The organism is Cupriavidus sp. L7L (assembly GCF_004353535.1).
GTDB lineage: Bacteria > Pseudomonadota > Gammaproteobacteria > Burkholderiales > Burkholderiaceae > Cupriavidus > Cupriavidus oxalaticus_A.
The window spans coordinates 101,443-122,963 of the sequence record NZ_SMNY01000040.1; the positions used below are offsets into that span (position 1 = coordinate 101,443).

At 67.9% G+C, this 21,521-nt stretch carries 23 protein-coding genes; 13 read left to right on the top strand and 10 right to left on the bottom strand.

All coding sequences use genetic code 11. The features are described 5' to 3' along the window. Nucleotides 1-7: 7 nt before the first annotated feature. The 4 genes from E1J61_RS29845 to E1J61_RS29860 all read left to right on the top strand — a co-directional run bounded on the left by E1J61_RS29845 (nucleotide 8) and on the right by E1J61_RS29860 (nucleotide 2,814). Nucleotides 8-739 (top strand): tetratricopeptide repeat protein, encoded by a 732-nt coding sequence (locus E1J61_RS29845; RefSeq protein ID WP_133097494.1) that lies wholly within the window; start codon nucleotides 8-10, stop codon nucleotides 737-739. A gap of 72 nt (nucleotides 740-811) precedes the next feature. Then, nucleotides 812-1,396 carry a peptidylprolyl isomerase gene (locus tag E1J61_RS29850; RefSeq protein WP_133097495.1) on the top strand — a complete coding sequence of 195 codons (585 nt, stop codon included), beginning with the start codon at nucleotides 812-814 and terminating at the stop codon, nucleotides 1,394-1,396. 20 nt (nucleotides 1,397-1,416) lie between these two features. Next, nucleotides 1,417-1,917: a peptidylprolyl isomerase gene (locus E1J61_RS29855; protein ID WP_133097496.1), complete on the top strand. Its 501-nt coding sequence runs from the start codon at nucleotides 1,417-1,419 to the stop codon at nucleotides 1,915-1,917. A 99-nt stretch (nucleotides 1,918-2,016) separates the two neighbouring features. Continuing rightward, on the top strand, nucleotides 2,017-2,814 hold the full coding sequence (locus E1J61_RS29860) for a UDP-2,3-diacylglucosamine diphosphatase (RefSeq protein ID WP_133097497.1): 798 nt from the start codon (nucleotides 2,017-2,019) through the stop codon (nucleotides 2,812-2,814). Between the two features lie 54 nt (nucleotides 2,815-2,868). On the opposite strand, the gene cysE is transcribed toward E1J61_RS29860, so the two are convergent. Continuing rightward, a complete protein-coding gene (gene cysE / locus E1J61_RS29865; RefSeq protein WP_133097498.1) occupies nucleotides 2,869-3,612 on the bottom strand; it encodes a serine O-acetyltransferase in 744 nt (247 codons plus the stop codon). Between the two features lie 309 nt (nucleotides 3,613-3,921). Then, nucleotides 3,922-4,770, bottom strand: coding sequence for an RNA methyltransferase (locus E1J61_RS29870; protein ID WP_133097499.1), 849 nt, complete (start codon nucleotides 4,768-4,770; stop codon nucleotides 3,922-3,924). Nucleotides 4,771-4,962: 192 nt separating this feature from the next. Here E1J61_RS29870 and E1J61_RS29875 point away from each other — a divergent pair, with 192 nt between their 5' ends. From E1J61_RS29875 to E1J61_RS29900, 6 genes are all read left to right on the top strand, one after another. Further along, nucleotides 4,963-5,784 carry an inositol monophosphatase family protein gene (locus E1J61_RS29875; protein ID WP_133097500.1) on the top strand — a complete coding sequence of 274 codons (822 nt, stop codon included), beginning with the start codon at nucleotides 4,963-4,965 and terminating at the stop codon, nucleotides 5,782-5,784. Nucleotides 5,785-6,012: 228 nt separating this feature from the next. Then, entirely contained in the window at nucleotides 6,013-6,228 is a 216-nt protein-coding gene (locus E1J61_RS29880; RefSeq protein WP_133097501.1) for a YdcH family protein, read from the top strand. A gap of 14 nt (nucleotides 6,229-6,242) precedes the next feature. Beyond that, entirely contained in the window at nucleotides 6,243-7,382 is a 1,140-nt protein-coding gene (gene ppk2, locus E1J61_RS29885; protein WP_243737043.1) for a polyphosphate kinase 2, read from the top strand. A gap of 64 nt (nucleotides 7,383-7,446) precedes the next feature. Continuing rightward, nucleotides 7,447-7,881, top strand: a complete 435-nt coding sequence (locus E1J61_RS29890; protein WP_133097503.1) for a universal stress protein — start codon at nucleotides 7,447-7,449, stop codon at nucleotides 7,879-7,881. A gap of 216 nt (nucleotides 7,882-8,097) precedes the next feature. Beyond that, nucleotides 8,098-10,800: a DNA mismatch repair protein MutS gene (mutS, locus tag E1J61_RS29895; protein WP_133097536.1), complete on the top strand. Its 2,703-nt coding sequence runs from the start codon at nucleotides 8,098-8,100 to the stop codon at nucleotides 10,798-10,800. After that, nucleotides 10,797-11,831 (top strand): metallophosphoesterase, encoded by a 1,035-nt coding sequence (locus E1J61_RS29900; RefSeq protein ID WP_133097504.1) that lies wholly within the window; start codon nucleotides 10,797-10,799, stop codon nucleotides 11,829-11,831. Before mutS ends, E1J61_RS29900 begins: the two co-directional genes overlap by 4 nt. An 83-nt stretch (nucleotides 11,832-11,914) precedes the next feature. On the opposite strand, the gene E1J61_RS29905 is transcribed toward E1J61_RS29900, so the two are convergent. Further along, nucleotides 11,915-12,442, bottom strand: a complete 528-nt coding sequence (locus E1J61_RS29905) for a peptidylprolyl isomerase (RefSeq protein ID WP_029046911.1) — start codon at nucleotides 12,440-12,442, stop codon at nucleotides 11,915-11,917. A gap of 11 nt (nucleotides 12,443-12,453) precedes the next feature. On the opposite strand from E1J61_RS29905, the gene E1J61_RS29910 reads away from it, so the two are divergent. After that, nucleotides 12,454-13,659: a cupin domain-containing protein gene (locus E1J61_RS29910; RefSeq protein ID WP_195429607.1), complete on the top strand. Its 1,206-nt coding sequence runs from the start codon at nucleotides 12,454-12,456 to the stop codon at nucleotides 13,657-13,659. A 199-nt stretch (nucleotides 13,660-13,858) separates the two neighbouring features. Continuing rightward, the gene (locus tag E1J61_RS38455) at nucleotides 13,859-14,101 is read left to right on the top strand and encodes a hypothetical protein (RefSeq protein WP_084402413.1); all 243 of its coding nucleotides are present in this window, start codon (nucleotides 13,859-13,861) and stop codon (nucleotides 14,099-14,101) included. A gap of 76 nt (nucleotides 14,102-14,177) precedes the next feature. On the opposite strand, the gene E1J61_RS29920 is transcribed toward E1J61_RS38455, so the two are convergent. The 7 genes from E1J61_RS29920 to E1J61_RS29950 all read right to left on the bottom strand — a co-directional run bounded on the left by E1J61_RS29920 (nucleotide 14,178) and on the right by E1J61_RS29950 (nucleotide 20,240). Beyond that, nucleotides 14,178-14,966: an MBL fold metallo-hydrolase gene (locus tag E1J61_RS29920; protein ID WP_133097505.1), complete on the bottom strand. Its 789-nt coding sequence runs from the start codon at nucleotides 14,964-14,966 to the stop codon at nucleotides 14,178-14,180. A 72-nt stretch (nucleotides 14,967-15,038) separates the two neighbouring features. After that, on the bottom strand, nucleotides 15,039-16,271 hold the full coding sequence (gene bamC, locus E1J61_RS29925; RefSeq protein WP_133097506.1) for an outer membrane protein assembly factor BamC: 1,233 nt from the start codon (nucleotides 16,269-16,271) through the stop codon (nucleotides 15,039-15,041). A 48-nt stretch (nucleotides 16,272-16,319) separates the two neighbouring features. Next, entirely contained in the window at nucleotides 16,320-17,204 is an 885-nt protein-coding gene (gene dapA, locus E1J61_RS29930; protein ID WP_133097507.1) for a 4-hydroxy-tetrahydrodipicolinate synthase, read from the bottom strand. A gap of 148 nt (nucleotides 17,205-17,352) precedes the next feature. Beyond that, the gene (locus tag E1J61_RS29935) at nucleotides 17,353-17,940 is read right to left on the bottom strand and encodes a bifunctional 2-polyprenyl-6-hydroxyphenol methylase/3-demethylubiquinol 3-O-methyltransferase UbiG (RefSeq protein ID WP_133097508.1); all 588 of its coding nucleotides are present in this window, start codon (nucleotides 17,938-17,940) and stop codon (nucleotides 17,353-17,355) included. A gap of 11 nt (nucleotides 17,941-17,951) precedes the next feature. After that, nucleotides 17,952-18,617, bottom strand: a complete 666-nt coding sequence (locus E1J61_RS29940; RefSeq protein ID WP_133097509.1) for a site-2 protease family protein — start codon at nucleotides 18,615-18,617, stop codon at nucleotides 17,952-17,954. Nucleotides 18,618-18,730: 113 nt separating this feature from the next. Further along, entirely contained in the window at nucleotides 18,731-19,354 is a 624-nt protein-coding gene (locus E1J61_RS29945) for an L-threonylcarbamoyladenylate synthase (protein ID WP_133097510.1), read from the bottom strand. A gap of 40 nt (nucleotides 19,355-19,394) precedes the next feature. Further along, a complete protein-coding gene (locus E1J61_RS29950) occupies nucleotides 19,395-20,240 on the bottom strand; it encodes a 3',5'-nucleoside bisphosphate phosphatase (protein ID WP_133097511.1) in 846 nt (281 codons plus the stop codon). A gap of 181 nt (nucleotides 20,241-20,421) precedes the next feature. Between E1J61_RS29950 and E1J61_RS29955 the strand changes: the two genes are divergently transcribed. Then, a complete protein-coding gene (locus tag E1J61_RS29955) occupies nucleotides 20,422-21,510 on the top strand; it encodes an NAD(P)/FAD-dependent oxidoreductase (protein ID WP_133097512.1) in 1,089 nt (362 codons plus the stop codon). The last annotated feature ends 11 nt before the right edge of the window (nucleotides 21,511-21,521 follow it).

Here is a 21,521-nt window from a genome sequence, read left to right on the forward strand (position 1 = left end):
GTCTTCAATGAGCCTGCTGCTGCCCTCCTCGCCTACCGCCGCGCTCGCCGCCGCGCTCCGCCCGCGTCCCGCATTGGCCGCCACGGCTGCCCTGGCCCTGGCCGCAGCGCTGGCCGGGCCCGCGCAGGCCCAGCAGGGACCGCTGTCGCTGCCCGCGCCCACGTCGCCGCTGGACGGCATCCGCTCGACCGACCCCGGCATGACCCAGGCCCAGCAGGCCGCCAACGCGCGCCGCTATGACGACGCCATCAAGGGCTTCGACCGCGTGATCGCGGCCAATCCGCGCAACGCGCAGGCACGGTTCCAGCGCGCCTGGGCGCTGGCGCAGTCCGGGCGCGAGGACGCCGCCATCCAGGCCTTCACGGAAATGGCGGCGGACTTCCCCGAATTGCCCGAGCCGCACAACAACCTGGCGCTGCTCTATGCCAAGCGCGGCGACCTGAAGCGCGCCGAGGCCGAACTGCTGCTGGCCACCGAGGTCAAGCCGGCCTTTGCCATCGCCTACACCAATCTGGGCGACGTCTACCGCCGCCTGGCCGAGCAGGCCTATGCGGAGGCGCTGCGCCGCAATCCGGCCGATACCCGTGCCAGCGCCGGGCTGCGCCAGTTGCGCCCCGAGGCAGCCACCGGCACGCCCGCGGCGACGGGCACGAGCGGGACCGCGGCTGCGCCGTCCGGCAACCGCAAGCCGGCTCCGGCACAGCGCGCGGCCCCGGCCAGCGCCCCGGCAGCCAACTGACGCCCCTGCCAAGAATGTCCGGGCGCAATGGCGTCCGGGCCGTTTGCATCCCGACTCACCGGAGTTCCACCCATGATCCGTTCCCGTCGCATCGCCCTGGCCGCACTGACCGCAGGCGCGCTCGCGTTGTCGTCGTTCAGCGCGCTGGCGCAGCAGAAGGCCGCCGAGCGCGTCCAGTTCGTCACCAGCGCCGGCAAGTTCACGGTCGAACTGTACCCGGACGTCGCGCCCAAGACCGTGGCCAACTTCCTGGAATATGTAAAGAGCGGCTTCTATAGCGGCACCATCTTCCATCGCGTGATCAACGGCTTCATGGTGCAGGGCGGCGGCTTCGACCGCGACATGAAGGAAAAGCCCACGCGCGCGCCGATCCCGCTGGAAGCCCGCGGCGGCCTGAAGAACAAGGCCGGCACGCTGGCCATGGCGCGTACCAGCAACCCCGACTCGGCCACCGCGCAGTTCTTCGTCAATGTGGTGGATAATCCGAATCTCGACTACCCGCAGCCGGACGGCAACGGCTACGCAGTCTTCGGCAAGGTGGTGGAAGGCATGGACACGATCGACAAGATCAAGAGCGTGCCGACCACGGCCTACGGCCCCATGCGCAATGTGCCGGCCTCGCCGATCGTGATCGAGTCGGCCACTGTCGTCAAATAACACACCGAACAGAGGAAACCATGTCCAAGGTCCAGCTTCAAACCAACCAGGGTGTCATCACCATCGAACTCGACGCCGAGAAGGCGCCGAAATCGGTCGAAAACTTCCTGTCGTATGTCCGCAAGGGCCACTATGACAACACCATCTTCCACCGCGTGATCAAGAACTTCATGATCCAGGGTGGCGGTTTCGAGCCCGGCATGAAGCAAAAGGGCACCGACGCGCCGATCGAGAACGAAGCCGGCAATGGCCTGAAGAACGACCGCTACACGGTCGCCATGGCACGCACCAACGCGCCCCACTCGGCCACCGCGCAGTTCTTCATCAACGTGGTCGACAACGACTTCCTGAACTTCACCTCGCCGACGCCGCAGGGCTTCGGCTACGCCGTGTTCGGCAAGGTAGTGGAAGGCACCGACGTGGTCGACCAGATCAAGGGCGTGCGCACCGGCAGCTCGGGCTTCCACCAGGACGTGCCGCTGGAAGACGTGGTGATCGAGAAGGCCACCGTCGTCGAGTAATTGTCGACTAAATCGTCGACCAAGCGTCGAGCAAGCCATGCACCCTGATTGCGGTTACGTGCGCCCGGCCCGGCCGGCACTTCCCTCCCGGCCCCGCGCATGACCGCAATCCCCCGCACGCCGGTGGCCGGTCCCCTCGAGGTACAGGCGCCGGCGTGGTTCATTTCAGACCTGCATCTCACGCCCGGCATGCCACGTACGCTGGCAGCCTTCGAGCGCACGCTCGAGCGCGCCGCGCACGACGCGCGCACGCTGTTTATCCTGGGCGATTTCTTTGAATTCTGGATTGGCGACGAGGAAACCGACTCGCCGTTCGCACAACGCGTGGCCGGTGCCCTGCGCGCGCTGGCCGCGCGCGGCGTTGCCGTGTACCTGATGCATGGCAACCGCGACTTCCTGCTGGGCACGCGCTTTGCCGCCGCCGCGGGCGCGCAGTTGCTGCCCGATCCCACGGTGATCGATTGCGCCGGCCAGCGCGTGGTGCTCAGCCACGGCGACATGCTGTGCATCGACGACGAGCGCTACAACCGCTTCCGCCGCTGGACCCGCAAGGGCTGGGTGCAGCGGCTGTTCCTGGCGCTGCCGCTGCGTACGCGCCTGGGGATCGCGCGCAAGCTGCGTGCGGACAGCGAAGGCAACCGCGCGCGGCAGGCCGCCGAGGGCAACGGCGTACCGATGGTCTACGGCGACGTGACGCCCACTGCCGCGGCCGAACTCTTCGGCATGGCCGGGACCAGGCTGATGGTGCATGGCCACACCCATCGCCCGGCGCGCCACGAACACGCCGCGGGCGTGCGCTGGGTGCTGACCGACTGGGACCTGGACGGGCGCCATCCGCGCGCCGCCGTGCTGCAGCTCGACGGCGGCGGTTTCCGATTGCTGCCGCAGACCGACTGAGATCGCGCAAGATCGCGCGAAAAAAAAGCGGCCGTTGCCGGCCGCCCTCTTTCCCTACTTCATCAGCTTGCGCAACTCGCTCGCATCGAAGCGGTCGTTCGGCGTGTTCTCCAGGTGCTCGCCCAGCCGGTCCAGCGCGGCCAGCACGGCCTCGATGCGCTCGTGCTGGCGCGCGGCATTGTCGATCAGGCTCTTGAGCGCCAGCGACACCGGGTCGTCGGCGTTCGGCGTGATGCCATAGGCCGAGAACTCCTGCTTGGCGCCCTGCTGCGCCGCCGGCGCATCGGGCAGGATGATGCGCGCCGGCACGCCCACCGCGGTTGCGCCCGGCGGCACCGGCTTGAGCACCACGGCATTGGAGCCCACGCGCGCGCCGTCGCCCACCACGAAGCCGCCCAGCACCTTGGCGCCCGCGCTCACCACCACGTTGGCGCCCAGCGTCGGATGCCGCTTCTGGCCCTTGTACAGCGAGGTGCCGCCCAGCGTCACGCCCTGGTAGATGGTGCAGTCGTCGCCGATCTCGGCGGTCTCGCCGATCACCACGCCCATGCCGTGGTCGATGAACACCCGGCGCCCCAGCCTCACCGCCGGATGGATCTCGATGCCGGTCAGGAAGCGCGACCAGTGCGAGATCCAGCGTCCCAGCCAATGGAAGCCCCCGTTCCAGCACGCGTGCGCAAAGCGGTGGAAGACCACGGCGTGCAGGCCGGGGTAGCAGGTCAGGATTTCCAGGCGGCTGCGCGCGGCGGGATCGCGCAGCATGATCGTGTCGATATCTTCCTTAAGGCGAGAGAACATCTTGGTCGTGTCGTGTTGCCGCGCCGTGCGCCGCGCCACGCGAGGCTTGCGCCTGGGGCAGGGTCGCCGGCGAGGTCGGTGGCCGGTGGGGACGGGATCAGGGAGTGTAAGTGATTTGCGGCCGGCGTTCTGGCGCCGGCCATTGGCCCCGGATCCGTCAGGGATTTTGCAGCGGCAGTGCGGCGATCAACATCGCCCCGGCGCGCGCCAACCCGCCGCGACGGGCCGACAGCGTGCGCGCTTGCCACGTACGCCTGCGTCGTCCGTTCTCGGAATGCTGCGGGTTGCTGCCACTGTGCGTCTCTCCAGTTACGACTTGCGGTCCGGCTGGCCCTGCGCCATCAGCATATGCTTCGCGATGCCGCGCAGGATGTTGACTTCCTCGCGCTCCAGCCCGCTGCGGGCAAGCAGCCGGCGCAGCCGCGGCATCAGCTTGCGCGGATTGGCGGGGTCGAGAAAGCCGATCGCTTCCAGGCCCGCCTGCAGGTGCCCGAACATGGCCTCGACCTGCTCCGCCGTGGCCGGCTCACCAGCATAGCCGATATTGGCGCCCGCGTCCGCCGCCGCAACGGCAGGCGGGGCTGCATCGAGCAGCGCCAGCCGCATCTCGTAGGCGATCAGCTGCACGGCCTGCGCCAGGTTGAGCGAGGCATAGGCGGGATTGGCGGGGATATGCGTGACCGCCGCGCAGCGCTCGACCACGTCGTTGGGCAGGCCATAGCGCTCGTTGCCAAAGACAAAGGCGATGTCGCCGCTGCCGGCCAGCGTCTGGCATGCGCGCGCCGCAGCGGCGCGCGGCAGCAGCCGCGGCGGCCCGAACTCGCGCTGGCGCGCGGTCATGGCCACGGTCAGCGCCGCGCCGGCCAGGGCCGCGTCGATCTGGTCGACGATCACGGCGCCAGCCAGCACATCGTCGGCGCCGCTGGCCATGGCGATGGCGTCGGCATGGCCCAGCACGCCGGGTTCGCGCGGCGAGACCAGCACCAGGCTGCCGAAGCCCATGGTCTTGATCGCGCGCGCGACCGAGCCGACGTTGCCCGGGTGGCTGGTCTCGACCAGCACGAAGCGCACACGGCCGAAGGCATCGGGTTCTGCGCCGGCTGCGTGCGGCGCATCAGGCTCGCCTGTTGGGCGGCTCGTATCATTTGCCGGGTTCATATACAATTCGGGGTTCTTCTCTGGCGCGGCGCCAGGTCATGACGTGCCTGCGAGACTCTCGCGGCACATCCAGTAACCAGACCGGCGACGCCCTGCGTTCTTCTACAATCCGTTGTGTTGTCAGCTGCCCATGAGCGGGCGCGCGGTGCCGTGGCGCCCCGCCGCATCTTCATGGCCGGCCTGGAGAGATTCATGCATCCGATGCTCAATATCGCCGTCAAGGCGGCCCGCAAGGCGGGATCCATCATCAACCGCGCGTCGCTCGACGTCGATCTGGTGCGCGTCTCGCGCAAGCAACACAACGATTTCGTTACCGAGGTCGACCGCGCCGCCGAAGCCGCGATCATCGAGATCATCCGCACCGCCTACCCGGAACACGCCATTCTAGCGGAAGAGTCCGGCCAGTCCTGGGCCGAAGGCGAAGACGCCCACGAATACACCTGGGTCATCGACCCCCTCGACGGCACCACCAACTTCATCCACGGCTTCCCGCAGTACGCGGTCTCGATCGCCCAGCTGCACCGCGGCACGCCGGTGCAGGCCGTGGTCTACGATCCGACCCGCGACGAGCTGTTCACCGCCAGCAAGGGCGCCGGCGCCTTCCTGAACAACCGCCGCATCCGCGTGACCCGCCGCGACAAGCTGGCCGACTGCCTGATCGGCACCGGCTTCCCGTTCCGCGACCTGGAAGGCGTGGATGAATACCTCGAGGTCTTCTCGCTGATGACGCGCAGCTGCGCCGGCCTGCGCCGCCCGGGCGCCGCCGCGCTGGACCTGGCCTATGTCGCCTGCGGCCGCCTGGATGGCTTCTTCGAGCGCGGCCTGAAGCCGTGGGACATGGCCGCCGGCATGCTGCTGATCACCGAGTCGGGCGGCCTGGTCGGCAACTACAACGGCGAGCCGCGCCAGATGGAGCAAGGCGAAGTGCTGGCGGGCAACCCCAAGGCCTTTGCCCAGATGGTGCGCCTGCTGTCGCCGTACTCGCTCGACAACGCCAAGCCGGCCACTGCCTGAGTCGGTGGCATGGCCTGATGGCCATCGCCCGCAACACAAACGCCCGCCGCGCCCCGGCGGGCGTTTTGCTTTGCGGCCGCAGCGCTTGCCGGCGCGCAGAGACTATTCGCATATTTCCCGCCGCCCCGGCCGACCATGATCCCCGTCAAGGTCGCGCCGCCCTGCCCTCCCCAGAATGAATCCAAGCGCCACGCCCCGTGCGCGCGGATCAAGCCGAGGAGAGCCCGCATGTTTCCTGAATACCGCGACAAGATCTCGCTCCTGAAGACGCAGGACGCCCACTTCGCCCGCCTGTTCCATCGCCACAATGCGCTGGACCAGGAGATCCACAACATGGAGTCCGGCCTGGTGCCGGCCTCGGGCTTCGAAATCGAGCGGCTGAAAAAGGAGAAGCTGCAGATCAAGGACCAGCTCTACCAGATCCTGCGCCAGCGTGTGGCCTGAACGAAGGACTGCACATGACCGATCGCAATACGCCTGCCGCCCATGCCCACGCCCATGCGCACGCTCATACCCACGTCACTTCGCAGCCCCATGTCCGCCCTGCTGCGCGCGGCGATGTGCTGCCGACCAACACGGCCCTGTCGGCCGAACGCAATGAAATCAGCGATGCTGTCGATGCCGCCGTGCAAGTGGCCGCCAGCAGCATGCAGGACGTTCTCGCCAGCCGCGCCGGCCAGGGCGCCAGCATGCTCGACGCCATGCGCACGCTGCTCGACGGCCTGGCGCCCGATGAGGCCGCGCAGCTGCGCAGCCTGATCCTGGAAGGCGATCCCGGCGCCTGGCAGGCGGGCCGCCGGCGCCAGCCCGACGATGAACTCGCGGCCGGCTGGCGCGACGGGGCGTACCCTTACCAGAACCTGATGTCGCGCCGCAATTACGAAAAGCAGAAATACCGGCTGCAGGTAGAACTGCTCAAGTTCCAGGCCTGGGTGCGCGAGACCGGGCAGCGCGTGGTAATCCTGTTCGAAGGCCGCGATGCCGCCGGCAAGGGCGGCACCATCAAACGCTTCATGGAACACATGAACCCGCGCGGCGCCCGCGTGGTGGCGCTCGAAAAGCCGACGGAATCCGAACGCGGCCAGTGGTATTTCCAGCGCTACGTGCAGCACCTGCCGGCCGCCGGTGAAATCGTGCTGTTCGACCGCTCCTGGTACAACCGCGCCGGCGTCGAACACGTGATGGGCTTCTGCTCCTCGCGTGAGTACCAGGACTTCCTGCAGCAGGCCCCGGAGTTCGAGCGCCACCTGGTACGCAGCGGCATCCACCTGTTCAAGTTCTGGTTCTCGGTCAGCCAGAAAGAGCAGCGGCGCCGCTTCCGCGAACGCGAGATCCATCCGCTCAAGCAGTGGAAGCTCAGCCCGGTCGACATTGCGTCGCTCGACAAATGGGACGAGTACACGCGCGCCAAGGAGGCGATGTTCGCGCATACCGACACCGCCGACGCGCCGTGGACGGTGATCCGCTCGGATTGCAAGAAGCGCGCGCGGCTCAATGCGCTGCGCTACATCCTGGCGCGCTTCCCCTATGCCAACCGGGACACCACCGCCATCGGCCAGGCCGATCCGCTGATCGTCGGGCGCGCGCTGGCCAACTGATTCCCGGGCGGCAACGCAGGACGCCGCCTGCCCCCTTTCGCCTTACTCACCAGAAAAGGACCCCATGTTCAAGCACATCCTGCTCCCCGTCGACGGCTCGGAGCTTTCGCACAAGGCCGTTTCCGCCGCCATCCAGTTTGCCCGCACCACGGCGGCCAGGCTCACGCCATACATGTGCGTGGAGAGCTATCCGTATGTGCTGTCCAGCGACAGCTCGCACGAAAAGCGCGAGGTGTACCAGCAGCGCGTGGAAGCCGAGGCGCGCCAGGAACTCGCCAAGGTCGAGGCCGCGGCAGCGCTGGCGGGTGTGCCGTGCACCAGCCACGTCTCCAGCGCCTCGGTGCCGTACCAGGGCATCATCCATGCCGCCAGGGAACTGGGCTGCGACGTCATCTTCATGGCCTCCCACGGCCGCAAGGGACTCAGCGGGCTGCTGCTGGGCAGCGAAACGCAGAAAGTGCTGACCCATAGCGACATCCCTGTGCTGGTATTCCGCTGATCCAGGGCCGTACACCCCGTCTGCGGCGCATCGGCGGCGGCACCGTGCTGTACCATATCGCCCATATTCGAAAACGCCCCTTCGTGCCGCGGCCACAGGCCGCCGGACCAGTGCCCGGCCGCCCCCGCGGGGGCGCTTTTCCGCGACACGCAAGGCGGCGCTCCGAGCGGATCGGGCGGCACAACGCAGGCCCACCGCCAGACAGGCTAAATGGCAATGGGATTGCAGAAGAAAACCGACCCTGAACAGGCACAGGCAGACGCCGCAGGCAGCCGCCACACGCCAATGATGCAGCAATACCTTCGCATCAAGGCAGACCACCCCGACACCCTGCTGTTCTATCGCATGGGTGACTTCTACGAGCTGTTCCACGACGACGCCGAAAAGGCCGCGCGCCTGCTCGACATCACGCTGACCGCGCGCGGCGCCTCGAATGGCGTGCCGATCCGGATGGCCGGCATTCCCTTCCATTCGGCGGACCAATACCTGGCACGGCTGGTAAAGCTCGGCGAGTCGGTGGCCATCTGCGAGCAGATCGGCGATCCCGCCACCAGCAAGGGACCGGTAGAGCGCAAGGTGGTGCGCATCGTCACGCCGGGCACGCTGACCGACGCGGCGCTGCTGCCGGACAAGGTCGACACTTTCCTGATGGCGGTGCACCAGCAGACCACGCGCCGCGGCATCAGCAAGACCGGGCTGGCGTGGCTGAACCTGGCCAGCGGCGAACTGCGCCTGATGGAGTGCGAGGTGGCGCAACTGGGCCGCGAGCTTGAGCGCATCCGCCCGGCCGAACTGCTCTATGCCGACGGCATCGACCTGCCGGCGCTGGCCTGCGCGCGCACGCGCCTGCCCGAATGGCATTTCGACCAGGATGCGGGCTCGCGCCGGCTGCGCGAGCAGCTGGGCGTGGCGAGCCTCGATCCGTTTGGCTGTGCCGGTCTGGGCGCGGCGATCGGCGCCGCCGGCGCGCTGCTGAACTACGCCGCCACCACGCAGGGCCAGTCGCTGCGCCACGTGCAGGGCCTGAAGGTAGAGCGCGAATCGGAATACATCGGCCTGGATTCGGCCACGCGCCGCAACCTGGAACTGACCGAGACGCTGCGCGGCGGCGAGTCGCCGACGCTGTTCTCGCTGCTGGATACCTGCTGCACCACGATGGGCAGCCGCGCGCTGCGCCACTGGCTGCACCATCCGCTGCGCGACCCGGCCGTGCCGCAGGCGCGGCAACAGGCCATCGGCGCGCTGATCGACCAGGGTACCGATACGCTGCGCGCCGCGCTGCGCCGGCTGGCCGACGTCGAGCGCATCACCTCGCGCCTGGCACTGCTGAGCGCGCGCCCGCGCGACCTGTCCTCGCTGCGCGACACGCTGCGCGCACTGCCCGACGTGCAGGCCTGCATCCGCGACGAACAGGACAGCGCGCTGCTGGCGCAGACTCTGCAGGACCTGGCCGTACCGCAGGCGTCGCTGGACCTGCTGGTGCGCGCGGTCGCCGAGGAACCCGCGACCGTGGTGCGCGACGGCGGCGTGATCGCACGCGGCTACGACACCGACCTGGACGAGCTGCGCGATATCTCCGAGAACTGCGGCCAGTTCCTGATCGACCTGGAAGCGCGCGAACGCACGCGCACCGGCATCGCCAACCTGCGCGTCGAGTTCAACCGCGTGCATGGGTTCTATATCGAGGTCACCAACGGCCAGGCCGACAAGGTGCCCGACGACTACCGCCGCCGCCAGACGCTGAAGAATGCCGAGCGCTATATCACGCCCGAGCTGAAGTCGTTCGAGGACAAGGCGCTGTCGGCGCAGGACCGCGCGCTCGCGCGCGAGAAGCAGCTTTACGATGGTCTGTTGCAGGCACTGCTGCCGCATATCGGCGAGCTGCAGCGCGTGGCCGGCGCGCTGGCGCGCCTCGATGTGCTGGCGGCGCTGGCCGAGCGCGCGCAGACGCTGGACTGGTCCGCGCCCGAGCGTGTGCGCGAGAACGTGGTCGACATCGTGCAGGGCCGCCACCCGGTCGTGGAAGGCCAGCTGGCAGCGGAATCGGTGGCGTTTATCGCCAACGACTGCCAGCTCAACGAAGCGCGCAAGCTGCTGCTGATCACCGGCCCCAACATGGGCGGCAAGTCGACCTTCATGCGCCAGACCGCGCTGATCGTGCTGCTGGCCTGCGTGGGCGCCTACGTGCCGGCGCGGCGGGCCGTGATCGGCCCGATCGACCGCATCTTTACCCGCATCGGCGCGGCTGACGACCTGGCCGGCGGGCGCTCCACCTTCATGGTGGAAATGACCGAAGCCGCCGGCATCCTGCACCACGCCACGCCGTCTTCGCTGGTGCTGATGGACGAGATCGGCCGCGGCACGTCCACCTTCGACGGGCTGGCGCTGGCGTGGGCGATCGCGCGCCACCTGCTGTCGCACAACCGCAGCCATACGCTGTTCGCGACGCACTATTTCGAGCTGACGCAGTTGCCGCAGGAATTCCCGCAGGCTGCCAACGTGCACCTGTCCGCGGTCGAGCACGGTGACGGCATCGTGTTCCTGCATGCGGTGCAGGATGGCCCCGCCAGCCAGAGCTATGGCCTGCAGGTGGCGCAGCTGGCCGGCGTGCCGCAGCCGGTGATCCGCGCCGCGCGCAAGCACCTGGCATGGCTGGAGCAGCAATCGGCCGATGCCACGCCGACGCCGCAGCTCGACCTGTTCGCGGCGCCGACGCTGCCGGACACCGATGACGACGATGACGACAAGGGCGAAAGCCATGCCCCGGCCACGCCGCAGCGGGCCGCACTGGCTCCGGAGCATGCCGCGCTGATCGACACGCTGGCCGACCTGGACCCGGACAGCCTGACGCCGCGTGCCGCGCTCGATGCGCTGTACCGGCTCAAGTCGCTTGCAGGCGAGGCGGTCGGCACGGCATGAACGCCAGGCGCCGGCACGCCGGCCGCATCCTAGCCGCGGCATTGCTGCTGTGCGCGGCCAGTACCGCATGGCCGGCACCCGCCGGCCGCGGGGGCAAGGCCGCGCCCAAGCCGAAGGTGATGCGCGTCGCGCTGATCGCCGACCTGCCGCAATGGCCTGCCGCCGAGGCCAACGCCACCGCACTGCTCGACAGCTTTGCCGAACGCAGGCTCGACCTGGTGATCCACGCCGGCGGCATCAAGGGCGATACCGAATCCTGCAGCGACGCCATCCTGACGAGCCGCCAGCAGCTGCTGGCGCAGTCGCCGTTGCCGCTGCTCTACGTGCCGGGCGAAACCGACTGGGCCGAATGCCGGCTCCCGGTCAACGGCAAGTTCGACTCGGTCGAGCGGCTGAACCGCCTGCGCGAGCTGTTCTTCCCCGAGGACGCCACGCTGGGACAGCATCCGCGCCCGGTGGTGCGGCAGTCCGACCAGGCCCTGTTCCGCACCTTCCGCGAGAACGCGCGTCTCGTGCTCGGCGACATCCTGATCGTCGGCCTGAACGTGCCTGGCGACAACAACCACTACCGCAACGAGGGCGGGCGCAACAGCGAGTTCGAAGACCGGCGCGAGGCTAACCGCCAGTGGCTGGCACGCGCGTTCTCGCTGGCGCGGCAGCGCGACATGAATGGCATCGTCGTGGTGGCCCATGCCGACCCGCACTTCGCCAACGGCTGGGAGAAGAAAGGCCGCCCGACGCTGCTGGACGGGTTCATGCGCCACCGCACGCGCGACGGCTACCTGGAATTCAAGCGCCAGCTGCGCGACCTGAGCGCGCGCTTTCCCGGCCAGGTGCTGCTGGTGCATGCCGGCGAGAGTGGCTTCGGCATCGACAAGCCGCTGCGCGACAACGCCGGCAAGGTGCTGCAGAATTTCACGCGGGTTTCGCTGCCGGACAATACGGTGGCGCAATGGACCGAGCTGGTGATCACGCCGAACGCGGCGGCGCCGTTCTCGGTTTCGCTCCGGGACGCGCCGGCCACGCCCTGAGCCGCGGTGCCACGCCCATGCAAAACGCCCATGAAAAAAGCCGGCTAGGCCGGCTTCCTTCATGGGCCACGGAGGGCGCGGGATCAGTGCAGCGTGCGCGGGGTATCGTCGTCCTCGTCCTCGTCCACCACCTCGATACCCGAGGCGCCGTGGGCGTGGCCGTGCTCGATTTCCTCGGCGGTGGCCTCGCGCACTTCCGAGACCTTCAGCCAGAAGCGCAGCGCCATGCCGGCCAGCGGATGGTTGCCATCCAGCACCACCTTGTCTTCGGCCACGTCGGTCACGGTGTAGATGACGGAGTCTTCTTCATCGCCGTCCTCGGGCATGCCTTCGAACTGCATGCCGACTTCCAGAGGCTCGGGGAAGCGATCGCGCGGCTCGACCTTGACGAGTTCGGCATCGTAGTCGCCGAAGGCATCTTCGGGCTCGAGCTGCAGCTGGGTCTCGAAGCCGGTGTCATGGCCGTCGAGCGCTTCCTCGATCTTGGGGAACGTGCCATCATACCCGCCGTGCAAATAGACCATGGCTTCATCTGACTCTTCGATCAGATTGCCTTGCGCGTCCGACAGCTTGTACATCACGGACACTACCGTGTTCTTAGCGATTTTCAATTCTTGACTCCATGAACGATTCCGCATTATACGCACAGGCCCTGCCCCCTGGCCCCGTCGATCCAGACACTCCGCTCGACCTGCTTGGTGGCATGACGCCGGCTGCATTCATGCGGGATGTCTGGCACCGCAAGCCACTGCTGATTCGACAGGCGGTACCCGGAATCGTGCCGCCTGTGTCGCGCGATGCGCTTTTCGACCTTGCCGATCGCGACGAAGTCGAATCGCGCCTGGTGACGCACTTCCGCAATCGCTGGAAGCTCGAACATGGTCCATTTGCGCGCGAAAACCTCCCCGCCGTCAAGACCCGCCAGTGGACTTTACTGGTGCAGGGCGTGAACCTGCACGATGCCGCGGCGGCCGAGCTGATGGGCCGCTTCCGCTTCGTGCCCGACGCGCGCCTGGACGACCTGATGATCAGCTACGCGTCCGATGGCGGCGGCGTCGGTCCGCACTTCGATTCCTACGACGTATTCCTGCTGCAAGTCTCGGGCCGGCGCCGCTGGCGCATCTCGTCGCAGACCAGCCTGGAGCTGGTCCCGGACATGCCGCTGAAGATCCTTGCCGATTTCAGCGCCGAGGAGGAATGGGTGCTGGAGCCGGGCGACATGCTGTACCTGCCGCCGCAATACGCCCACGACGGCGTCGCCGAAGGCGAATGCATGACCTGCTCGATCGGCTTCCGCGCGCCGGCCTACCGCGAACTGGCGGGTCACTTCCTGGCGTGGCTGTCCGAGACGGTGGAGGACAACGAAGACCTGGGCGGGCGCTACGCCGATGCCGGCGAACGTGCGGCGACGAAGCCCGCGCAACTGCCCGCCGGTATGGCCAAGGCCGTGGCCGAGCGGCTCAAGGCGCTGCAATGGAATTCGCAGATGGTGTCGGAATTTCTTGGCTCCCATCTGTCAGAACCGAAACCCGGGGTCGAATTCGCGGAGATATCCGACCTGCCGCAGCGCCGTTATGAGAAACTTGCGGCCCAGCATGGCGTCGTTCTTGCACCCGCCTCGATTGCACTTTACGACCGGAACAATTTCTTCCTCAATGGGGAAGCCTACGAGCCGCCGGCCGAACTGATGCCCTGGCTGAAGAAGCTGGCCGATAATCGCCACCTTAGTGGCGATGATGTTGCCGCATGTGCCGTTCTTCCTGACCTGATGGAGACTTTTCATCACTGGACACAGGAGGGATGGCTACAATTGGGACCCCGGCTGTAATAATGCGTAACATTGCAATTCAGTAAATTTCGGCGCTACACAAGCCGGGAAAACGCGGATATAATCGTTGGCTGGCTAGTACTGTGGACCACTGCATATGTCGGCACCCGGGAGGGCCTCTATTTTGCAGTTCAAGAGCGATAATTACCGGTAATTATTCATCGCCTGTTTTCCGTTATTACAAGTTAAAGGACGAACAATGAAGAAGTCTCTCCTGATCGCATCGCTGCTGGCCGCTGTTGCTCTCGCCGCTTGCGGCAAGAAGGAAGAACCGGCTGCTCCGGCCGCTGACACGGCTGCTCCGGCTGCCGCCGCTCCGGCTGCTGAAGCTTCGGCTCCCGCTGCTGAAGCCCCGGCTGCTGCCGCTGCTGACGCCTCGGCCCCGGCTGCTGAAGCCTCGGCTCCGGCTGCTGACGCTTCGGCTCCGGCTGCCAAGCAGTAATCGGTTTCGACCGACAAAAAAACCGGCCTTCGGGCCGGTTTTTTTATTGGGCGCCGCAAGGCGCGTCGTGCTCGGTTCAGGCACGCACCGCTTGCCAGTCCAGCCCCATTTCCTGATCGGCTACCAACACTTCCGAAGGCAACGCGCCCAGCGCCGCAGCCAGCGCGCCCGTTGCCAGCTCACGCGTGTTGTTCTGCTTGCTCAGGTGTGCCGCCACGACGCGGTTCAGGCCGGCATGCGCGACCTGCCCCAGGATGCTCGCCGCCACCTCATTGGCCAGATGGCCGAAGTCACCGCCAATCCGCCGCTTCAGCGACGCCGGGTAGACCGAGTTGCGCAGCATCTCGCGGTCGTGATTGCACTCCAGCACCAGCGCATCGACACCTGAGAGGCGCGCCGTCACATAGGGCGTTTCCATGCCCGCGTCGGTCAGCACGCCCAGGCGCGACTGCCCATCAGACAGCACGAACTGCAGCGGCTCGCGCGCGTCGTGCGGGACCGTGTATGGCATCACCTGGATGCCGCCAATGGCAAAGGCGTGGTCTGCGCCGCAGACGCGCACATCGGCAAGGTCGGCGCCACGCATATGCGAGGTCGCCAGCCAGGTGCCGTGACTGGTGTGGACCGCCAGCCGGTGCCGTGCCGCAAAGGCGTAGGCCGAGCCGACATGGTCGCCATGCTCGTGCGTGACCAGCACGGCGTCGAGTTGGTCCGGCGTGACGCCAAGCCGCTCCAGGCGCCGCGCGGTCTCGCGGATGCCGAAGCCGCAATCAAGCAGCACGCGCGTGGTGGTGGTGTCTTCGCGGGATTCGATCAGCAGCGAGTTGCCCTCGCTGCCGCTGCCGAGGAAGGCGAAGCGCATCATGGCCACGCCCTCCCCGCCGTGCAGTTGGCAGGCCGGCCAGGACGGCCGGTGGTTGAGCCGGTCACCGCCGGCTCAGTGCAGTTGCTCGTCGAGCAGCGACAGGATGCGCTTGCCGATTTCGCCGTTCTCAGGCTGGCCGGCATCGTTGAGCACCGTCACCAGCGTGCCGCTGCCGGTGCCCTTGAGCGCCACGCGGTATTTCTTGGCGGTCTTGGGATCATCCGGCTTGGTGAACAGCTTGGAGAAGAAGCCACGGTTGTCGACGTTGGTGCGCGGATCCACGTAGCGCACGTAGTACAGGCCCTGAGCACGGTCGCGGTCTTCGATGGTGAAGTTGACGCGATCCAGCGACAGGCCGACCGAGCGCCAGGCGCGATCGAATGGCTCCGGCAATTGCAGCGCCGGGGCGCCATTGACCTGGGCCAGGTAAGACTTCTGTGCAGCGCCGCCGGCTGCGGCAGCCGTAGCACCGGCTGCGCCAGCCGCGGCCGCATCGGCCGTCGCGGCGCTGCTGCCGGCCGCCGCCGGATTCTTGGCCATGCGGTCGGCCTGTTCCTTCTGCACGCCCAGGCGTTGCGCCAGGCGCGACAGGAACTCGGCTTCCAGCTCGGGATCGGCCGGCCGCGGGGTCCAGACGGTGCTGGACTTGTCGATGCCGGTCAGTTGCTCCTGCGCGCCGCGGTGGCTGATGAACACTTCCAGCGTGCCGTTCTGCGCACGCTCGACGCGGGTGCGGAACTTGTCGCGCTCGGAGGTCGAGTACAGGCCGTCGAACACCTTGCCGATGGTATTGCGGATGATGTCCTGCGGGATCTTGGCGCGGTTCTCGGCCCAGTCGGTCTCCATGATGCCGGTCTCGGGCGAGTCCTGCACCAGCAGGAAACCGCTTTCCTGCCAGAAACCACGCAGTTGCTGCCACAGCTGGTCGCCGCGCATGCCGTTGCTGATCACCAGCCAGCGCGTGTTGCCGTCGCGCTCCATGCGGATGCCCTGCGCCGAGGGCAGTACGTTCTCGGTCGGGGATTGCTCGCGCACCTTGGTCGCCTGGCTATAGGTCGACAGCGTCGAAGTGCCGTTGGCATCGGGCACCGAGTAGCGGCGGTCGCCTTCCAGCTTGGTCAGGTCGGGCGGGATGTCCAGCGTAGGGGTGCGCTTCGACGCCGACGACTTGTAGTCGATCTTGTCGGGCTGCATCGCTTCGTTGAGGCTGCTGCAGCCGGTGATCACGCCCGCGGCCAGCACGGGCACAACCAGGGCGGCGCGGCGGACTTGCGTCGCGCCGCGGCGGTTAAGCTTCGATTTCATTGACACGCAATCCTAGTTGAGGGAGCGACAGCAAGACGCCGCGGTAAATCAGGCCAGCAGGCCGGCGGCGGCCAGTGCCTTGCGTACGGTTTCGTGGTTGGATTCCGACAGCGGGGTCAGCGGCAGGCGGATGCCGCCTTCCATCTTGCCCATCTGCTGCAGGGCCCACTTCACCGGGATCGGATTGGCTTCGACGAACATGGCCTTGTTCAGTCCGATCAGTTCCATGTGCAGGCGGCGCGCGGTGACGACGTCGCCCTTCAGTGCCGCCGCGCACATCTCGTGCATCTTGCGCGGGGCCACGTTCGCAGTGACCGAGATATTGCCCTTGCCGCCCAGCAGGATCAGCGCGACCGCGGTGGGATCGTCGCCGCTGTAGATGGCAAAGCTTTCCGGCGCGTCGTTGATCAGCTGCGCGGCCCGGTCGATATTGCCCGTGGCTTCCTTGACGCCGACGATGCCCGGCACCTGCGCCAGGCGCAGGATGGTGTCGTTGCTCATGTCGGCAACGGTGCGGCCCGGCACGTTGTACAGCAGCACCGGCAGCTCCACCGCTTCCGCGATGGTGCGGAAATGGCGGTACATGCCTTCCTGGGTCGGCTTGTTGTAGTACGGCACGACCTGCAGCGATGCGTCGGCACCCACCTTCTTGGCGAAGGCGGTCAGCTCGATGGCCTCCTTGGTGGAGTTGCCGCCGGTGCCCGCGATGATCGGGATGCGCTTGCCGGCCTGTTCCACGGCCACGCGGATCAGCTCGCAGTGCTCCTCGACGGAAACCGTCGGGGATTCACCGGTCGTGCCGACGATCACGATGGCGTCGGTACCCTCGGCGACGTGCCAGTCGACCAGTGCGCGCAGGGCCGGGAAGTCCAGGCTTCCGTCCTCATGCATCGGAGTGACGATGGCGACGATGCTGCCGGTAATCTGTGTCATAACGTTAAGGAATTCGGGATGCGAATAACGGGATTGTACCGGAACCGCAAGCGGCTTCGACCGCCGGCGGCAGGCAGGATGACTCGGGGTTGATACCAACTGTTTCAACGTGTGCAGCGGCATTCTCGCCGACAGCGCACACGCGCTTTCAGGGGTCCAGGCGGTAGCGTGCCGGGGTGGCCGCATCCGGCACGGCGGCGGCCTCGCGCACCGCACACAGGCGCTGCACGAAGGCCGTTTTCGGCACTTCCTGCACGCCGTCTTCATAGGCGATGACGCGCAGTCCATGCGTGCGCGCCACATCGAGCAACTCTCCGGGACGGAGCAGAAAGTCGGGCCGCGACGGCTTGCCGACGGTCTCGTTGCCCGCCGCGAAGGTCTCGTAGAGCCACACCCCACCCGGCGCCAGCGCCGCGGCCAGGTGCGGCCACAGCGGCCGGTGCAGGTAGTTGGTGACGACGATGGCGTCGAACGGCGCCTCGTCGGCCAGCGGCCAGGCCCCCTGCTCCAGGTCGGCCACGCGCCCGGTCACGCCGGACGGCAGCGCGGCAATGGCGGCGGCATCGCGGTCAACGGCCAGCACCGCATGCCCGCGCGCGGCCAGCCAGGCGGCATGGCGGCCGCTGCCACAGGCCAGATCAAGCACGCGGGCACCGGGACGCAGCAGGTGCGCCCAGCGGGTGACCCAGGCGGAAGGTGCGGACAGGCCGGCATGCGGCGCTGGAACGTCGCTCATGGCGCCCCCCGTCAGTGCAGCAGCATCACGACCGGGCGCAGCATCAGCTCGATCAGCGACATCAGCACGTTGACTACCGGCGTCATCCAGATAGTGGTGATCACGCCCGCGGCGACCAGCGCCAGCACCACGAAAATCCCGTAGGGCTCGATGCGCGACACCGCGCGCGCCACGCCCTGCGGCAGCAGCGCGGTCAGCACGCGGCCGCCGTCCAGCGGCGGCACCGGGAACAGGTTGAAGGCGGCCACCACCAGGTTGACGCGCACGCCGGCCAGCGCCATTTCGCCAAAGAAGGGTTCGCGCACGCCGGCCCACGTCAGGCCGATCGCCAGCAGCACCCAGACGAAGGCCTGCACCACGTTGCTGGCGGGGCCTGCCAGCGCCACCCACATGCCATGCCAGCGCGGATTGCGCAGGCGCTCGAACACCACCGGCACCGGCTTGGCATAGCCAAACACGAACTGGCCGCTGGTCATGATGTAGAGCAGCAGCGGCACCGCGATGGTGCCGATCGGGTCGATATGGCGGATCGGGTTCACGCTGACGCGCCCGAGCGAATAGGCCGTGTTATCGCCGAATACTTTGGCCACATAACCGTGCGACGCCTCGTGCAGCGTGATGGCGAACAGCACCGGCAGGGCATAGACCGCGAAGGTCTGGATAAGGGAGGAATCCATGTCGGCTATTGTAACGGGCCGCCGGCTTGCCAGGCGCACGGCGGCGCACCTGTGGCGGCGGCGCAGCGCGGGCCTGGCGCCCGAAGTCCAGAGCCCGGGTTCAGAGCCCGGGTTCAGAGCCCGAAGCGCGAGATGTCGCCGCGGCCGGCGCGCACCAGCTCGGGCTCGCCGCTGGTCAGGTCGATCACCGTGGTCGGCTGCGCCGGCGCCGGACCGCCGCAGACCACCAGGTCGAGCTGCTTTTCCAGCCGGGCGCGGATTTCCGCCGGGTCGTTGAGCGGCTCGTCGTCGCCGGGCACCTGCAGCGTGGCCGAGATCAGCGGCTCGCCCGCTTCGCCCAGCAGCGCCAGCGGGATGGCGTGGTCGGGCACGCGTACGCCGATGGTCTTGCGCGCCGGGTGCGACAGGCGCCGCGGCACTTCCTTGGTGGCTTCCAGGATAAAGACGTACGGCCCGGGCGTGGCGCCCTTGATCCAGCGGTACTGGCGGTTGTCGACGCGGGCGAAGTTGCCCAGTTCGGACAGATCGCGGCACATCAGCGTCAGGTGGTGGCGATCGTCGATGCCGCGCAGCCGGCGCAGGCGCTCGACCGCGTGCTTGTCGTCGAGCTGGCAGGCGAGCGCGTAGCTGGAATCGGTCGGCAGCGCGATCAGTCCGCCCTTCTGCAGGATCTGCGCGGCCTGCTTGATCAGGCGCGACTGCGGGTTGAGCGGATGGATCTCGAAGTACTGGGACATGCAGGGCGCCTTTGGTTTTGCTTTTCGTTGGGCTGGCTGGTTACCAGTCGTGCCAGACCGGCGTGACCGTGGACGGCAGCGGCGGCAACGTGCCGAGTTCGACCCGGCCTTCGCCGGGTCCGTGGAAATCCGAGCCGCGCGAGGCCAGCAGCCCGTAGTGGCGCGCCACCTCGGCATAGCGGCGGTACTGGTCCGGCGTGTGGCTGCCGGTCACGACCTCGACGGCGCCGCCGCCGAGCGACTTGAACTCGTCGAACAGGGCATCGTGCTGGGTGTCGGTGTAGTGGTAGCGGCCTGGGTGCGCCATCACGGCGATGCCGCCGGCGGTGCGGATCCAGCCCACGGCTTCGGACAGGCTGGCCCAGCGATGGCCGACATAGCCGGGCCGGCCTTCCGACAGGTATTCGCTGAACACGTCGCCGATGGTTGCGCAGTGGCCCTGGTCAACCAGCCAGCGCGCGAAATGGGTGCGCGAGATCAGGTCGGGATTGCCAACGTACTTCAGCGCGCCCGCGTAGGCGCCTTCGATGCCGACCCTGGCCAGCGCCTCGGCGATGTCGCGCGCACGCCGGGCACGTCCCGAACGGGTGTCGGTCAGGCCATCGATCAGCTCGGGACAGAACGGGTCGATCTGCAGGCCGACCACATGCACGGTCTGCCCGGCCCACGTCACCGATATCTCCACGCCGGGCACATAGCGCATGCCGAATTCTTCGGCCGCGGCGCGCGCCGCGGCCTGCCCGCCGACCTCGTCGTGGTCGGTCAGCGCCCAGTACTGGACGCCCGCATCGCGCGCGATCTCAGCCACCGCGCGGGGCGACAGCGTGCCGTCGGACACGGTGGAATGGCAGTGCAGGTCGGCGTTGATGGCGTGAGCGTTTTGCATGGGGCTCATTCTACTCCGATCGCCCTTTGCCAGCGCGGCGCCGGCGGCCTGCCGGAGATGGTCTGGCGTCCATGGCAAAGCCCTGCCGGCAACGCTGTCGTCGCCGGGAAACGGGCTGGCGCGGGGTATAGTCGGGCTTTGCACCATCTTCCGCGGGCCGTCCGTGCCCGCCTTGCCCACCATGTCTACCGACGCCACCACCGCCACCGCGACCACGTCCGCCGTCACCACCACTGACGTCCTGATCGTGGGCGCCGGCCCGGTCGGGCTGTTCGCCGCCTTCCAGGCCGGCGTGCTCGGCCTCCAATGTGAACTGATCGACGTGCTCGACCGCGCCGGCGGCCAGTGCACCGAGCTGTATCCCGAGAAGCCGATCTACGACATCCCGGCCGTGCCCGGCTGCCTGGCGCAGGAACTGGTGGACCGGCTGCTGGAGCAGTGCGAGCCGTTCGCCTTCCCGATGCATTTCGGCCAGCGCGCCGAAAGCGTGTCCGAAATCCCCGGCGCCCCAGCGCAGGACGGCCATCCGGCGCACCAGCGCATGCTGGTCACCACCGATGGGGGCAAGCGCTTCGACGTCGCGGCGGTGCTGGTCTGCTCCGGCGCGGGCGCATTCGCGCCGCAGCGCGTGGCGCTGCCGGAAGCCGCGGCGCTGGAAGACCGCCACGTGCACTACGCCGTGCGCGATGTATCGCGCTTTGCCGGCAAGCGCGTGATCGTCGCCGGCGGCGGCGACTCGGCGCTGGACTGGGCGCTGGCGCTGCGCAAGGTGGCCGCGCGCGTGACGCTGCTGCACCGGCGCGAAGGCTTCCGCGCCGCCGATGGCACCGTGGCCGAGATGCGCGCCGCGGTGGCGGCCGGCGAGATGGATTTCGTGGTCGGCATGCTCGGCACCCTGCGCACCGACGGCGATGCACTGGCCGAAGTGGAAGTGCGCACCCGCGACGGCAGCCAGATGCTGCCCGCCGATGAGCTGGTGGCGCTGTACGGCCTGGTGTCCGAACCCGGCCCGATCGCGCAATGGGACATGGACATGCGTGCCGGCCGCATCCTGGTCGACACCACCACGTACGAAAGCTCGCGCCGCGGCATCTTCGCCGCGGGCGATATCGCCTTCTATCCCAACAAGCAGAAGCTGATCTTGTCAGGCTTCCACGAAGCCGCGCTGGCGCTGCGCAAGGCGTATCACTACGCCTTCCCGGAGAAGGCGCTGGTGCATGTCCACACCAGCAACAACGCCGCGCTGAAGGAAAAGCTCACCCACGCCTGAACGCGGGCGCC